12 protein-coding genes and 1 pseudogene are annotated in these 13,826 nt (G+C 66.6%); 2 read left to right on the top strand and 11 right to left on the bottom strand.

Annotated features, from left to right (window positions below; all coding sequences use genetic code 11):
- Positions 1–12: 12 nt before the first annotated feature.
- Positions 13–1,311 carry an acyl-CoA thioesterase/bile acid-CoA:amino acid N-acyltransferase family protein gene (locus DI041_RS16125; RefSeq protein WP_248298429.1) on the top strand — a complete coding sequence of 433 codons (1,299 nt, stop codon included), beginning with the start codon at positions 13–15 and terminating at the stop codon, positions 1,309–1,311.
- A 425-nt stretch (positions 1,312–1,736) separates the two neighbouring features.
- Here DI041_RS16125 and DI041_RS16120 read toward each other — a convergent pair.
- Positions 1,737–1,832 (bottom strand): annotated as a pseudogene (locus DI041_RS16120) (alpha/beta fold hydrolase); the annotation flags it as partial.
- A 185-nt stretch (positions 1,833–2,017) separates the two neighbouring features.
- Between DI041_RS16120 and DI041_RS16115 the strand changes: the two are divergent.
- Positions 2,018–2,413 carry a hypothetical protein gene (locus tag DI041_RS16115; RefSeq protein ID WP_136638093.1) on the top strand — a complete coding sequence of 132 codons (396 nt, stop codon included), beginning with the start codon at positions 2,018–2,020 and terminating at the stop codon, positions 2,411–2,413.
- A 69-nt stretch (positions 2,414–2,482) separates the two neighbouring features.
- Here DI041_RS16115 and DI041_RS16110 read toward each other — a convergent pair whose 3' ends face one another.
- The 10 genes from DI041_RS16110 to cpaB all read right to left on the bottom strand — a co-directional run bounded on the left by DI041_RS16110 (position 2,483) and on the right by cpaB (position 13,812).
- Positions 2,483–3,193 (bottom strand): DUF2968 domain-containing protein, encoded by a 711-nt coding sequence (locus DI041_RS16110; RefSeq protein ID WP_136638092.1) that lies wholly within the window; start codon positions 3,191–3,193, stop codon positions 2,483–2,485.
- Positions 3,194–3,292: 99 nt separating this feature from the next.
- Positions 3,293–5,458 (bottom strand): TadG family pilus assembly protein, encoded by a 2,166-nt coding sequence (locus DI041_RS16105; protein ID WP_136638091.1) that lies wholly within the window; start codon positions 5,456–5,458, stop codon positions 3,293–3,295.
- Positions 5,459–5,466: 8 nt separating this feature from the next.
- Entirely contained in the window at positions 5,467–5,925 is a 459-nt protein-coding gene (locus DI041_RS16100; RefSeq protein ID WP_136638090.1) for a DUF3613 domain-containing protein, read from the bottom strand.
- Positions 5,922–6,857, bottom strand: coding sequence for a tetratricopeptide repeat protein (locus DI041_RS16095; protein WP_136638089.1), 936 nt, complete (start codon positions 6,855–6,857; stop codon positions 5,922–5,924). The genes DI041_RS16100 and DI041_RS16095 overlap by 4 nt, the downstream gene beginning before the upstream one ends.
- Positions 6,857–7,792, bottom strand: a complete 936-nt coding sequence (locus tag DI041_RS16090; protein ID WP_136638088.1) for a type II secretion system F family protein — start codon at positions 7,790–7,792, stop codon at positions 6,857–6,859. The genes DI041_RS16095 and DI041_RS16090 overlap by 1 nt, the downstream gene beginning before the upstream one ends.
- A gap of 28 nt (positions 7,793–7,820) precedes the next feature.
- Complete coding sequence (locus DI041_RS16085) at positions 7,821–8,777, bottom strand: type II secretion system F family protein (RefSeq protein WP_136638087.1); 957 nt, start codon at positions 8,775–8,777, stop codon at positions 7,821–7,823.
- Positions 8,778–8,779: 2 nt separating this feature from the next.
- Positions 8,780–10,129 (bottom strand): TadA family conjugal transfer-associated ATPase, encoded by a 1,350-nt coding sequence (locus DI041_RS16080; protein ID WP_136638086.1) that lies wholly within the window; start codon positions 10,127–10,129, stop codon positions 8,780–8,782.
- A complete protein-coding gene (locus DI041_RS16075) occupies positions 10,114–11,370 on the bottom strand; it encodes a CpaE/TadZ family protein (protein ID WP_136638085.1) in 1,257 nt (418 codons plus the stop codon). The genes DI041_RS16080 and DI041_RS16075 overlap by 16 nt, the downstream gene beginning before the upstream one ends.
- A 27-nt stretch (positions 11,371–11,397) precedes the next feature.
- Positions 11,398–12,756 (bottom strand): type II and III secretion system protein family protein, encoded by a 1,359-nt coding sequence (locus DI041_RS16070; protein WP_136638084.1) that lies wholly within the window; start codon positions 12,754–12,756, stop codon positions 11,398–11,400.
- Between the two features lie 18 nt (positions 12,757–12,774).
- Positions 12,775–13,812 (bottom strand): Flp pilus assembly protein CpaB, encoded by a 1,038-nt coding sequence (gene cpaB / locus DI041_RS16065; protein WP_136638083.1) that lies wholly within the window; start codon positions 13,810–13,812, stop codon positions 12,775–12,777.
- Between the last annotated feature and the right edge of the window lie 14 nt (positions 13,813–13,826).

Raw genomic sequence — 13,826 nt, 5'->3', positions numbered from 1 at the left:
TGGGGCTTGGGGATGTTGCTGGGCGTGCTGGCGCTGCCTGCGTTGGCCGGTGTGAGGGTCAATGTCGATGACCATCGGGGGCGCGCTGATCGCGTTCCAGCCATTACGGTCGAGGGACTGGCGGCGGCCGAAGTAGTCCAGCTGAGGTTGTCGATGCAGGATGGCCGGGGCCAGCGCTGGCAGTCACAGGCTGCACTGCGCGCGGACCTTCAGGGAACGGTCGACACCGCACGCAGCGGCTCGGAACAGGGCAGCTATCGGGGAATCGACGCCAGCGGTCTGATCTGGTCGATGCAACCACAGGAGGGGAGAGCCAGCGCACTTCCCGTGCAGTGGCAGCGCGCCGATGACGGCTTGGGGTTCCAGTCACAGGCCTTCGAGCTGGAGGTGGAGCGTGCAGGATCGGTGGTCGCACGGCGGACCTTGAAGCGCCATCTGATGCTGCCTGGGGTACGGGTGCAGCGGGTTGAGATCGACGGACGCGAAGCGCACCTGTACTTGCCAGCGGATCTGAAAAGCGACGCACTGGCACCTGCGTTGGTAGCACTGGGGGGAGCTGAAGGCGGGTTCGATGGTGGCGACCTCTATGCCGCGTGGCTGGCGAGCAACGGCTACATCGCGTTGTCGGTGGCGTGGTATCGCGGGCCGGGCGTGCCCAAGGACCTGATCGAGGTTCCGTTGGAAACCGTGCGCGACGCAGTGCACTGGCTGCAGCGCCATCCCCGGGTGGATCCACAGCGGGTAGGGCTGATGGGGGGATCCTGGGGTGGCATCGTGACCATGGCCACGGCGGTGCATCTGCCTGAGCTCCGCGTCGCCGTGTCCTGGGTAGGCAGTCCAGCCCCGTTTCGTGGCATCGCCCGTGACGTGGCCCCGGCCGACTTCCGCGCGGTGGACCGCTCGCCGTTGAGCTGGCAGGGCGAACCCCTGCCGTGGCTGCCGTATCGCGAGGAGGTTGACTGGGGCAGGCCGGGACCGTACTGGGAACCGGCATTGCGTGCCGCGATGCTGCCCATCGAGAACATTGCCGCACGAACGTTGTGGATCGGAGGTGGTGGAGATCGGCTGGGTGACTCAGGCGTGATGCTGGCCGTTGCGCAGCGTCGGCTTGCAGCGGCAGGGCGTGGTGACCGCGACCGGTTCCTGTACTACTCAGATGCAGGGCATCTGATCACAGCGCTCCTGCAGCCGACCACCCATCGGCATGATGTAGGCCCGTTCATTGAAGTGGGGGGCACGTCCGTAGGTCATGCCCGCGCGGACCGTGAGGTTGGACCGGCAGTGCTGGCGTTCCTCGCCGAGGCTCTATAGCTGAAAGCGCGGACGCCTGTTCATCAGTTGAACTTCCCGATGTTGGATTCCGATCTGATTGAGCTTCATCCATGCATGGCGTGGATCTACCGTGTCGACCAAGGTCGACACCTACCAACAGCCACCGGAATCTGTCAGAGGTGGGGCGGTGTCGGAGTGCGGGGTGTCAGCCGCATGGGCCCGAGGCATGCCTCGGGCGGGTTGGGCAGGACGCCCAACCCCGGTCTTGCCGAGTGCGCAGGACAGCGCACACGAGCATGCGGCTGCTAAGCCTTAAAGGACGTACTTGTGGCGTCCCCGCAGTCCGACACCGCCCCGCCATCTCACGGAAAGCCCGTTTTTGCATTTGCTGTTGAGGTTGCCGGCCAGCGGCCGGCACTACCGCAGGAGCGGCGGCGCCGTGGGGTGCCGCCGCGGGACATCATTAGCGGCCAGCCGTGGGCGAACACGAGCGGTTGGCCGCTGCCCCAGTCCTTGTAGAAGATACGGGTGCCATCGGCGACGGTGACGTAGTTGCTCATTGCAGGTTCCTTGGCGGAAGGGAGGGAAGGCAGCGGCAGTTGTGCCTGTGCCTTCGGCAGAACAGCGCAGCGCACGCTGGGCGGCTTGCACGGCTGTGCTGGATTGCCCGGCTCTGACGCATATCGCTCTGGCGCAACGTGGTCGGCATGTCGACGATGGCCGCAGCCTGGTCGAGGAGCCCGCGATGCCGAGAGTGCGATGCAGCCCCCTGTTGTGCCTGCTGTTGGCCGCAGTGGTGCATGCGCAGACCAATGTCTACAAGTGCGTGGATGGACCGCATCCGGTCTACCAGCAGACGCCGTGCCAGGGGCGTGCGGAATGGCGATGGGAGGTGCCGGCAGAGGCGTCGCTGTCGCGTGGTCCGTTGCCGAAGGCAGCCAAGGCGGCCAGTGCAGTCCCGGCCCGACCACGCAGCGTGCGGTCGGGCCGGGCGCACGCCGCGCTGATACCCATCAGCACCGATCCCACAGCCTGTGAGCGCGCGCGGCAACAACGCGGAAAGGCGCTGGCCAAGGCCGATCGCCTGGACTTCGTACAGCGGCGGCAGCTGGATGACGCGGTGCATGACGCGTGTCGTTGAATCCAGGAGTGCCAGAAACGACAACGGCGCCCGAAGGCGCCGTTGTCAGCAAATGCCAGGTGTCTGACCTCAGCGTCCGTCGCTGGCCGCCGGTGCCGGCGAGGACACGCTGTCCGGCTTGGGCAGGCTCAGTTCCGGGTTGCCCTGTTCGGCCTGCAGGATCTGGATGCGGCGTTGCAGTGCATCCAGCTGGCTGTTGGTGCTCTGCACGTCGGTACTCAGGCTGACCGCCTGCTGCTGGGCCTGCTGCAGGGCCGCGCTGACCTGGGCCGACTGGGCCTGCTGCTGCTCCATTTCCTGCTGCAGGGTGCGCAGGCGTTCCTCGTTGTAGGCCACCAGGCGCTCGGTATAGCGCTTGCCGGCTTCCAGGCGGGTAGTGTCGATATAGACCTGTGCCAGCTGCTCGGATTGCTGCGCGAAGGTTCGGTAAACACGCTCGGCGTTGTCGACGGCGTCGGTCTTGATCACCCGCCAGAAATTCTTTTCCTGGAACAGGGCGACGTAGTAGGTCAGGGTGTTGGCGTTGAACAGCAGGCTGGCGCCATAGTTGCCGTTGTAGGTGGTGCGCAGCTCGGTCAGCTGGCGCGCATCCATCAGCTGCTTGAGTTCGTCAACGGTGTTGCGTACCACCGGTGCAGTGCGCGCGGCCGGCTCTGCGGCAGCTTCGCGGTCGCCTCGTGCAGCCATCGCTGCCGGTGCCACCAGCATCATGGCCACGGCCAGCATTGCCGCGCTGCGCGCGTGCCGGGCGAAGACCGCGCCCCCTGAAGTTTCTCGCATGTCTAGACCATCCACGGATGAGTGTGGGTTGAGATGAAGGTGGTTCCCCGCCGGGAGTCTAGCATGGGCGCGGGCGCCGCCAAGGGCGCCCGTCACGGGTCAGTAGACCAGTTGTGCGGGCGTGCACTGGATGGACTGCACATGCACATCCGTACGGCCTAGTTCCAGGCCCAGCACCTGGGCCAGCAGCGAGCGCAGCAGCGAGCCGACACTGTTGAGCAGCGGCTTCAGGACATCCAGGGCGGGCTTCAGCAGCAAGCAGAGGAGGCCCGAACAACTGACCGGGCCATTGCCGGGGGCGGTAACGCCCTCGCCGGCGAACTGGTCCAGGAAGCCGTCTTGGGCGGTCTGCAGGTAGGACGCGAGGTTCTGCGTCATGCAGTTGTTGTAGGCCTGATCGCTCAAGGAAATCAGCAGGCTTGCGCACCGGTTGACGGTCAGTCCGCCGAGCAGGCTACCCAGCAGTGCCGGCAGCACGCCCAGCCCTTCGCCAGTCACGGCCGTGCGATAGCCCTTCCAGACGGAACCATCCTCCCAGCATGTGAGCAGGCCCACCAGGCAGGGTTTTGGAACACCTTTGGGTACAACCCACGCGCCCAAGGGTTTCAGCCCCCGTGTCTGGTCGCCAAGTTCAAGCAGCTTGATGGACGCATCGACGTCATAGCGATTGCGACCAACGTTGGCGGCTTTCAGGTAGCGATCGGCCAACTGCGCTGCGGTCGAGCCCTGGCTCATGCCGTCGTCGCGCGGATCGAGGACGCCGGAGAGTACGCGCAGCAGTTCGCTGACCAGGTCGGACACGGCGGTGCCCACCTCCAGCGAGTTGACCTGGGTTGAACCGGTCGCGCCGGCGGGGAGGGTGAGGCTTTGAGTGTCGGTCAGCGTATTGACCTTGATGCTGTCATTGATCAGCGGGGCGCCGAGCAGTGTCAGCATCTGTTCCTTCTGCAGGGTGTCGCCACAGACATTCTGCTTGGAGAACCGCTCGCTGTCGGCCACCTTGCCGACGCAGGCGCGCAGCACGGAGGACTCGACCTTGATCGTCGCCGTGGGAGGTGTGCTGCCACATTGGAGGCTGGTCAGGGTCGCCATTGCATTGGTCACGTCTGCATGGACCGGCAGCTTCAGGCGGATGCCCAACAGTGAAAGCACGCCGCCTGCAACGGGGATGTTGTTGGTATCGATGTCGAGGAAGACGCGGATCTGCGCGTTGTAGGCGCGCGAGCCAATGCCACCGATGGCGATTGACGGCGGCTCCACCACGGCGGCTTTCGCATTGACCAGGCCCAGCAGGTTGAGTTCATCGACCGAGACTGCACGGCCACCATTGGCGATGCTGATGCTGGTGCCGATCAGGTCCAGCACATTGACATCGGCCTGCAGCGCGCTGGAAATCGTTCCATCCGGCGCGACCACGCGTGCGAACAAGCCGCCGCCGCTGTCATCGGAACCGAGTTTCACCTCCAGCTGCTTGAGGTCGATGCCCTTCACGACCAGGGCATTCTCCAGTGCACTCAGGTCCACGTGGGCAACGCCCTGTTGGGTCAGCAGGTCAACGGTGGCCTGAAGGATCTTGCCCAGCTTGACCTTGCGGCCGGCCAGCAGGTTGTTGAACTCCGCCACGCCCATGTTGACGTCGATCGGAATGCCCAGTGCCTGGAGCAGTCCATTCGGGGTGATATGCGCCTGTGCAAGGCCGTCGTAACCGAGCAGGGTGGTCTTGTCGAGGTCGGCACCCACCAGTTTCAGGACATTTCCCAGTGGCGTGTTGCCGTTGATGCGCAGCAGTTGCGAGCCGACACTGAAAACCGCCGTAGGTTCTGCACGGCGCGCCACGGCCTGGGCGGTCACGGTCGGCAGGCTGCTGTTCTGCCCGAAGAAGGGAAGCACCGCGCGGCGGGTGATGACACGAACGGCGTTGCGCTGATTCGCCGCATCGACGACCGGGCTGAAGTGCCCCTCGGTGGCCCGGGTCACGTTCCAGTTCCCACAACGGATCTCCAGGCTCCCCGCAAACTTGTTCTGGGTCAGCGCACTCTGCCGCGCCGCACTGTTGTCGCTGTTGTCCGAGGTACACAGCTCCAGTCGTTGCGCGCCGGCCAGTGCGGCCAGGTCGGCGACCTTCTGCGCGTCACGCTTGGCCCAGAACAGATAGCCGATTTCGATCAGACCCAGCATCGCCAGCAATGCCAGCATGACCAGCATCATGGTGATCGACATGCCACCACGCGGGCGGCTGAAACTGAACTGGCGTGGGCGTTTCATGGCCTACCTCAGCGTCCGGATGAGGATGTTCCCTTGGACTTGGCGACATCGGTTTCAAAGAAGTCCGGGATCTCGTGTTCAAAGCTCTTGATGTAGCGGGCATAGCTCAGGGTGGCCTGGTCGCCGAGGATCGGTAGATGCTGCCCGGCCTGCTGTCCTGATGCCTGCAGGCGGAACAGGTTGCGTGCGGTATCACCGATCTGGCTGCGTACCGGGCGCGGTGCTGGAGCGATGCCGTCGGCGGCGACAACCGCCGTGGTAGCGGTTACCGGCATCGGTGTGGCGGGCGCTGCCAGGTCGACCGTAGGCAGTGGCTCGGACTGCAGTGGCTGCGCTGCCGGGGTGGACGGACTGCCACCGCCGAGCATCTGCCCGGTCAACGGCTGTTGCTGCGCTTGCGCGGCTCCCGCAACCAGCAGGCAGGTCAATACGGGCAGCAGGCGTCGGGACAGGGGCTTCGCGGTCATGGTGTGTTCCCGTTCGGGCGGTCGGAGGCGCTGAAGCGTTCCAGCATCGAAGGCGGCAGGCGCTGCGGATCGCGCGCATCACGGGCATCGCGGCGCGGTTCGGCTGCCAGTCGTGTGCTGCCTGTTGTTTTGCTGCTGGCCATCGCCGTCGCCGTCGCCGTCGCTGGGGCGGGTGGCGTGACCGTTGCCGCAGCAGCAGCAGCGGCAGCGGCAGCGGCAGCGGCAGCGGCAGCGGCAGCGGCGTGGCGTTGCTGCAGGCGGGCGCGGATCTGTGCGGCCTGCTGTTGGATGCTGTTGCGGGTTTCTTCGTTGAGGTTGGCCTGCTGGGCAAGACGCTCGGCGGTGGCGGTATCGCCACGAAGCACCGCCCACAGCGCCAGGTTGGCGGTGGCCTTGGCGTTGCCTGGTGACAACTCCAGCGCCTTGGCCAGCGGTTCGCGCGCCTGCTCGAAGCGGCCCGCGCGCAGCCGTGCATAGCCGAGGTCACCCAGGTAGCTGGTATTCAATGGCTGCAGCTGGGTGGCCTGCGCCAACGCCTGCTCGCTGCCGGCATCGTCATCGCGGCGCGCAGCGATCAGGCCGAGGCCATGTGCCGCCGCAGCCGCCTGCGGACCGCTGGACAGGTCGCGATACAGGGCGATCGCCGCGTCGGCCTGTCCAGTCTCGCGCAATGCATCGGCCTGCAGCAGGCGCAACGCCGGCGGGTCCCCGTAGCGCTGGCGGAAGGCATCGACATGCGCCAGCGAGGCATACCACGCCCCCTGCTGCTGCATGCGCTCGATCAGCTCCAGGTAGGCGTTGCGGCTGTCCTGCGGTGCCGGTTCGGGCGCGGCCAGGCTGGGCGCACGCAGATACTTCGGCGTGGTCGATGAGCAGCCGCCGGCGACGGCGACGAGAGCAAACAGCAGGCAGGTGTTGCGCAGGGCAGGCATCAGGGCGATCCCATCTTGGACATGGTTGTGGCCAGCGCGACCAGCGCGGGGCCGGCAAGGACCAGCATCAGCGCTGGCAGCAGGGTCAGCATCATCACCACGGTCATCTTGACCGAGAGCTTGCCGACCTTTTCCTTCAAGGTATTGCGGCGCTGTTCGCGCAGGCGGACGCTGAACTGCCGCAGCGGCTCCTGTACCGCACCGCCGTGCGCATGCACCTGCAGGATCAGCTGCATCAGGCTGCTCAGGTCGTCGTCGGCATAGACTTCGCTCAAGCGGCGCAGCGACTGCGCGCGGGTGCGGCCGTGGGTGTAGGCCACGTTGGCTTCCTGTAGTTCGCCACCGAGTACCGGCAGCGCGTCACGCAACTTGTCGCCCAGCGTCTGCAGGCTCTGGTCCATGCTGAATCCCACGCCCTGCAACAGCCGCAGCAGGTCGATCAGCAGAGGCAGCTCGTTGTCGACGGCCCGCCGCCGCCGTTTCACCCAGGAAGAGAGAACGAACTTTGGCAGCAGCAGGCCGGCGGCCAGCGCACCGATCACGACCATGATCCTGGCCAATCCCGTGGCATCACTGAAGGCCAGCGCCAATGCCAGCACGAGCAGCGCCAGAAGCAAGCGCAGGCCGAGATAGATTGCGGTGCCGCGACGCGTGTTCCAGCTGGCCAGGTCCAGCAGCAGGCGATCTTCATTGGCCAGCAGCGCAGCTTCCAGGCGACCGCCACTGAGCGCGCGGCCGAATCGCTCCAGCCAGCCCAGTGAATCGCGTTGTGTGGTCTCGTTGTCACGCGCCTCTTCGCGCGGTTGCAGGGCGGTCTTCAACGTGGCCGAGGTTCGGTGTTCGCGATGGCTGCGCACCCAGCCGGCAATGCCGAGCAGGGCGATGCCAGCCGCAAGCAGCAGCAGGGAGAGGGCGAACCAGGCGCTGGCGCTCATCGGGCATCTCCGGGGTGGCTGCGGCGGTTCATAGTGATTTGGCCAGGCGATACAGCAGGAATGCTCCGAACAGCTCCAGCCCCAGTGCGATCAGCAGGATCTTGTGACCGAGTGGATCGTGCAGGACCGGCTGGAAAAACTCGGGGCTGGAGATTGCCATCAGCACGGCGCTGGCCGGTGGCAGCAGGCCCAGCACCCACGCCGACATGCGCGTCTCGGAGGTGGTCGCGGCCAGTTCCTGCTGCGCCTGTTCCAGGTCGCGCATGAAATCACCCATGCGCTGCAGGATCTGGTCGGAGCGGCCACCAATGCGCACGCTGACCCCGACCACCACCGACAGAACCTTCAGCACATCCATGCGATACGGCTGCGCCGCCAGTGCGAGCGCGCGGTCCAGGTCCATGCCGCTGCGCGCATAGCGCACCGTGGTATCCAGCAGGCCACGCAGCGGTGCGCTGGTCTGCATCGATGCCACCTGGAACGCTGCCTGCAGGCTGTTGCCCAGCGCGGTCAGACGCACAAGGTTGTCGAGGAAATCCGGCAGCTGATGCAGCAGCTGCGCGCGCAGCTTCGATGTCCGCCGCATCACCCACAGCCAGCAACCCAGAAGGTACAGCAGCAGGGTCAGCGGAAACATCCATGCGGTGCCGAGCCGCAGCATCGCCACCACAGAAAGCACCAGCCCCGGCACCAGCAGCATGATGGGAAGCTTCCAGCCCGTCTGCAGGCCGGCGCGCTGCAGTAGGCCGTCCAATGGCAGCACGCGTCGCCCGCTGCTGGCCGGTCGCGGCGGATCGTTGGCCGCTGCAACGGAGGCGCCAGCGGGGGCGCCAGCACCGGCGCTGCCACGCGCAAGGCGCTGTTCGGCGTGCTGCATCGATGCCTGGCGCTGCTCGCGGCTGCTGGCTGTGCCCCACAGCCAGACCGCCAGAGCCAGCAGCACCGAGATGATGCTCAGTACGCCCAGCAGCAGCCCAGTGCCCATGCTCAGAAGTCCCCGTACAGGGATTCGCGCAGCTGCTGGCGGAATGGCTCCAGCTTGTGCGAATGCGGATGGAAGCCCAACCCGATCCAGCGATCGATTTCCCTGCCGTTGCCGTCGATCTGCAGCTCGTGGCGGAACATTTCCTGGGTGGTGATCAGGTTGTCGCTGACGCCGGTGATTTCTGTGATCGAGACCAGCACGCGGCGGCCACTGCCGAGGCGCGAGATCTGCACGATGAAGTCGATGGCGCTGGCGATCTGCCGCCGCAGGCTGTCCTCACTGCCCTGGAAGCCAGCGAAACCGGCAAGCATCTCGATGCGGTACAGGCAGTCACGCGGCGAGTTGGCGTGGATGGTGGCCATCGATCCGTCGTGGCCGGTATTCATCGCCTGCAACATTTCCAGTACCTCGGCGCCACGCACCTCGCCGACGACGATGCGATCGGGACGCATGCGCAGGCTGTTGCGCACCAGGTCGCGGATGCTGACCGCACCCTGGCCCTCGGCACCACCGATCCGGCTTTCCAGGCGTACGACGTGCGGATGGTTGAGTGATAGTTCGGCGGTGTCCTCAACTGTGATCACGCGTTCGTTGGCCGGCACGTAGCTGGCCAGTGCGTTCAGCAGCGAGGTCTTGCCGGAACTGGTGCCACCGGAGACCAGGATGTTGCAGCGGCCCAGCACCATCGCCTTCAGCAGCGCCTGCATGGGTGCATCGAAGGTGCCTTTGGCCAGCAGCTCATCGGGGGTGAACGGGTCCTTGCGGAACTTGCGGATGGACACCATCGGTCCGTCCACCGCCAGCGGCGAGATGATCGCGTTGAGGCGGCCGCCGTTGGGCAGTCGCGCATCGACCATCGGGTTGGAATCATCCAGGCGGCGCCCCAGCGGAGCGAGGATGCGGCGCAGGATTCGCAGCAGGTGGGTATCGTCGGTGAAGCGCTGGGTGGCGCGCTTGAGCTGGCCGCCCTGCGAGACGTGCACATCCTTGAAGCCGTTGATCAGGATGTCTTCGATGGATGGATCGTGCAGCAGGTCGTCCAGGGGGCCAAACCCGGTCAGCTCCTTGACCAGGCCTTCGGCAACCACCTGCATCTCTTCCTCGTTGATCGGGATGCGCCATTCCTGGATGAAGCCCACGGTCTGCACCTGCACCCAGCGGGCGATGGTGTCCGGGGCCCAGGAATCGATGTCGATGCGCTCGTCCTCGATGCTGTTGAGCAGGTGCTCGTGCGCAGCCGACAGCACCTTCTGGTACTGCTCGGTCTGTGCGAACGGCAGATGGCCGGCGGCGCTCTCGGGCAGCACCGGGCGGGCAGCGGCATGCGGGAACGGAGTTACCTTGTCTTCCATTGCGATCCACCCAGAGCAAGGGAGAGTCTTTCCCGCAGGCCCTGCGCCTGGACCGGGCACGCAGCCGGATCCAATCGCGGGACGAGCGGGGCGAGGGCACGCAGGTAGGGGTCGCGCGGCGCATCCTGCAGCAGCAGATGGCCCTGGCTGGCCGCCAGGCGTACGCGCGGTCGTTCGGGCAACGTTGCCAGCAGCGGCACCTCGAAGCGGCGCGCGATCTGCTCCGGGCTCATGCCGCTGCTGTCGTCGTGGCGGTTGATAACCAGCTGCAGGCGCTTCTCGCGTTCGCGCTGGCCAGCGAGGTGCTTCAGTGCCTGGTCCAGTGACACCAGCGTGGCGATCGAGGCGTCGGTGACCAGCCAGATCTCGTCGGCCTGGTCCAGCAGCAGCGGTGGCAACTGTCGCAGCGGGCAGCCGCCGGCATCGCACAGCACGCTGGCGAACACGCCGCGCAGCCGCTGCAGCAATGCGCCCGGGTCCGAGGGTGGCACCGCATCACTGCCACCTGCACGGTCCAGCAGCACCAGCCCGGACTCATGACGCGCCATCGCGGTGCGGGCAAGGGTAGCGTCGATGCGGCTGGCATTGCGCAGCGCATCCTCGTAGTGGAAGCGGCTGTCGAGATTGAGGTACAGCGCAAGGTCGCCCGAGGGCTGCGCCAGTTCCAGCAGCAGGCCGTCCTGCTGCAGCGCGTCGCCCTGGGCCAGCGCGCGGGTCTGCTGCGCCAGCACCGACAGATGCGCCGCAAGAGTGCTGGTGCCGACGCCGGCGCGCACCCCCAGCAGCACGATCAGGCGTGCCTTGTGTGCCAGCTGCGCCGAAGGAGCCGGTCGTGGCGACAGTGCGCGGCGCAGCGCTGCTTCGATGCCGATGTTGTCGCTGTCCAGGTCCAGCACGTCACGCAGGCCCACGCGCAGCGCCATCACCACACCTTCCACCTGGCCGGCACTGGTGGAACCGACCGCGACCAGCATCAGCTCCGGCTCGGTCTGCTGCAATTGCTGTGCAAGCACGCTGGAGGCGGCCGCGTGCTCGGGACGGAAATCGAGAAGCACCAGGCTTTCCGGTCCGCGTTGCAGGTCCTGCGCGGAAGTCGGCATGCTGCTGTCCTGCCAATGCAGGGTGGTGGCCGGCGGCAACTTGGCGGCCAGCCGGGGCAGCAGTTCGCGATCCATGCCGTACAGGACCAGGTTCATCGGTGGTCCTTGTGGATGCAGCGGCTGGGCGGTGGCGTAGGGCATGGTCGTGGTATCGCAGGCATCATGGAGTCAACGCGAGAAGCCGGGCACCGGGTCCTGGCTGATCGGGCCGAGCAGCCACGAACCCCATTCCGGAAGGTTCGGCTTGGCCTCGCGTTCGCCGGGCAGCGGTAGTTCGGTGTTGCGCGCCAGCGGCTTCACCAGCCGCGGCGTGACGATGATCACCAGTTCCTTGTCCTGTCGTTTGTAGTCGAAGTTGCGGAAGAACGAGCCGATGATCGGCAGGTCGCCCAGCAACGGGATCTTGCCGACGCTGGACACTACGTTGGAGCTGACCAGGCCGCCGATCACGAAGCTCTCGCCGTCGCCGAGCTCGACGGTAGTGTCTGCGCGCCGGGTAGTGATCGAAGGGATCTGCACACCGTTGAGGGCGATGGCGTTGCTGTAGTCCAGGTCGCTGGCTTCCGGAGCCACCTTCAGCGCGATGCGATTGGGTGCCAGCACCGTCGGGGTCACGGTCAGGCCGATGCCGAACGGCTTGTACGTGATGGTGGTGGTGCCCAGCCCCTGCGGTTCCAGGATCGGCAGTTCGCCACCTGCCAGGAAGCTGGCACTCTGACCGGACAGCGCGACCAGCGTCGGTTCGGCCAGGACACGCGCCATGCCGTTGCTCTGCAGCAGGTCGACATCGGCGTTCCACAGGCCCTTGGTCGAGCCGAACACCAGGCGGAATGCAGAGGAAATGGGCGACTCGGCTTCGTTGCCGGAGTTGCCTTCCTTCATCCCGGGCAGGATGCCGGTGTTGCCCGGCAGCTGGCCGCCTGGACGGGCGAAGCCGTAGGCGAAGTTGCCATTGCGGTTTTGGAAACTGATGCCGATCTGCTTCAGCGCCGTCTTGTTGAATTCGACGACCTTGACCTCGACCTGGACCACGCCGCCGCTGCTGACCGTCGATGTATCAGCAAGCGTGCCGTCCTTGCCCAGCGCCATCGCCGCGGTGCGCTGTTCCTGCATGTGCGAGAGCACGCTGTCGGTACTTCCCTGCAGCAGGCCCTGGTTGTCCTGCTGGGTGAACACCAGCCCGCCCGAGCCGGCGTCGGCCGCACCCTGCACGGCGCTCTGCACCCGCACCTGCAGGCGCTGCGGTTCGGCCTGCCTGCGGTGCCACAGCAGCAGGGTCGTGATGCCTGGTGCCTTGCCGACCAGCAGTGCCTGGCGCTGGCCGCGCAGCATCACGATATCGGCCACGCCGGGGTCGGCGATGGCGACCCGCTCCAGGTCGGCCGGCAGCGTCCACGGCCGTTGCTCACGTGCCTGCAGCACCAGATCGTCGGCCGCCACGCTTGTTGCCGGTGCCAGCAGCACCAGCAGCAGGGCCAGCCAGCGCTGGCGGGGGGAGAGGCGTGGACTGCGGCGACGTTCGGTCATGGATGCGCTCGATGCAGGTCAAAGGGAACCACGGGGAGCAGAGCTGTCCCCGCGGATGATTTCGATGCCAGGCGCGCGCTGGGTCCTGTGGCGCGTCGCAGGTGCGCGTGCCGGCGCCTGTGGATTGGCGCGCGCCGGAGCGGTGCCGCGGCCAGCCAGCGCATCGTCATCGATGCCGGCGAAGGCATGGTTCTCCGGTCGTTGCAGCGCAAGCTGCTGTTCCGCATCCAGGCCGCGCAACGGATCGATCACCCCGCGCGACTGCGGGAACAGGGCGAGGTCGGGCAGGCCGGTATCAGCCGGATTGCGCAGGGCCAGGAACAGCTTGCCCTGCTGCGCACCCAGCAGCAGGCGATTGGCATCGGCCACCGGGACTGCCAGCACCGCACTGCGTGCCGGTTGGGTGGCTTCGTTGCCCGTGGTGTGGCTGCTGCCGCTTCCGGTGATGTCGGCGGCACGCGGGTCGTTGCGGTTGTCGCCGTCGTTGCTGGCGACAGCATCGCTGGTGGCCGGGGCAATATCCTGCTGGCCATAGCTGAGTACGCGCAGGCGGGACAGCAGCAGGCGCGTCTGTGCAGCCTCGCCCGGGCCGCTGGCGTTGGGCTGGGCATTGCGCAGGTTGAGGAAGACGTCGACGAAGTCGCCGGGCAGGATGCGGTTGCCAGCGCCGACCAGTTCATCGACCGGCACCGCAAGGGCGCGCTCGCCCGGGCGCAGCTGCAGCGAGAATCCCTGCGCCAGTGCGCTGCTGCTGATGGCGGTGCCTTCGGCGATATCCTGCACCGGCACCTTGCCGACGACGGTAGCGATGCTGGTGGCGGCACCGGCGACCGGCGCGGTGCGCTGCGCAAGGCGCAGCCCGTTGGCGGTGATCGGTTCGCCGGCCGGCAGGCGCGCCACCGCTTCCACCACCGTGAACGTCTGGGCCTCGCTCTGCGCGACCGGAGCCGCTGAGGCCGGGGCGTCGGGCTTGCGCCCGATCATGAAGGCGACCAGGGCCAGCAGCACGGCCAGCCCGATCAGGGCAACGGCGGCGATGCGGGTCAACTTGAGCATGAAACCGTCTCCTG

Source organism: Stenotrophomonas maltophilia, assembly GCF_004920835.1.
In the GTDB taxonomy this organism is placed as follows: Bacteria; Pseudomonadota; Gammaproteobacteria; order Xanthomonadales; family Xanthomonadaceae; genus Stenotrophomonas; species Stenotrophomonas maltophilia_AQ.
The sequence above is the reverse complement of the archived record's forward strand: the minus strand, read 5'-3'. Positions and strand labels throughout refer to the sequence as shown.

Bases quoted from the DNA above. Each gene is read 5' to 3' on its own strand.
- DI041_RS16125 (WP_248298429.1), top strand. From the start codon at position 13: ATGTTGCTGGGCGTGCTGGCGCTGCCTGCGTTGGCCGGTGTGAGGGTC.
- DI041_RS16115 (WP_136638093.1), top strand. From the start codon at position 2,018: ATGCCGAGAGTGCGATGCAGCCCCCTGTTGTGCCTGCTGTTGGCCGCA.
- DI041_RS16110 (WP_136638092.1), bottom strand. From the start codon at position 3,193: ATGCGAGAAACTTCAGGGGGCGCGGTCTTCGCCCGGCACGCGCGCAGC.
- DI041_RS16105 (WP_136638091.1), bottom strand. From the start codon at position 5,458: ATGAAACGCCCACGCCAGTTCAGTTTCAGCCGCCCGCGTGGTGGCATG.
- DI041_RS16100 (WP_136638090.1), bottom strand. From the start codon at position 5,925: ATGACCGCGAAGCCCCTGTCCCGACGCCTGCTGCCCGTATTGACCTGC.
- DI041_RS16095 (WP_136638089.1), bottom strand. From the start codon at position 6,857: ATGCCTGCCCTGCGCAACACCTGCCTGCTGTTTGCTCTCGTCGCCGTC.
- DI041_RS16090 (WP_136638088.1), bottom strand. From the start codon at position 7,792: ATGAGCGCCAGCGCCTGGTTCGCCCTCTCCCTGCTGCTGCTTGCGGCT.
- DI041_RS16085 (WP_136638087.1), bottom strand. From the start codon at position 8,777: ATGGGCACTGGGCTGCTGCTGGGCGTACTGAGCATCATCTCGGTGCTG.
- DI041_RS16080 (WP_136638086.1), bottom strand. From the start codon at position 10,129: ATGGAAGACAAGGTAACTCCGTTCCCGCATGCCGCTGCCCGCCCGGTG.
- DI041_RS16075 (WP_136638085.1), bottom strand. From the start codon at position 11,370: ATGCCCTACGCCACCGCCCAGCCGCTGCATCCACAAGGACCACCGATG.
- DI041_RS16070 (WP_136638084.1), bottom strand. From the start codon at position 12,756: ATGACCGAACGTCGCCGCAGTCCACGCCTCTCCCCCCGCCAGCGCTGG.
- cpaB (WP_136638083.1), bottom strand. From the start codon at position 13,812: ATGCTCAAGTTGACCCGCATCGCCGCCGTTGCCCTGATCGGGCTGGCC.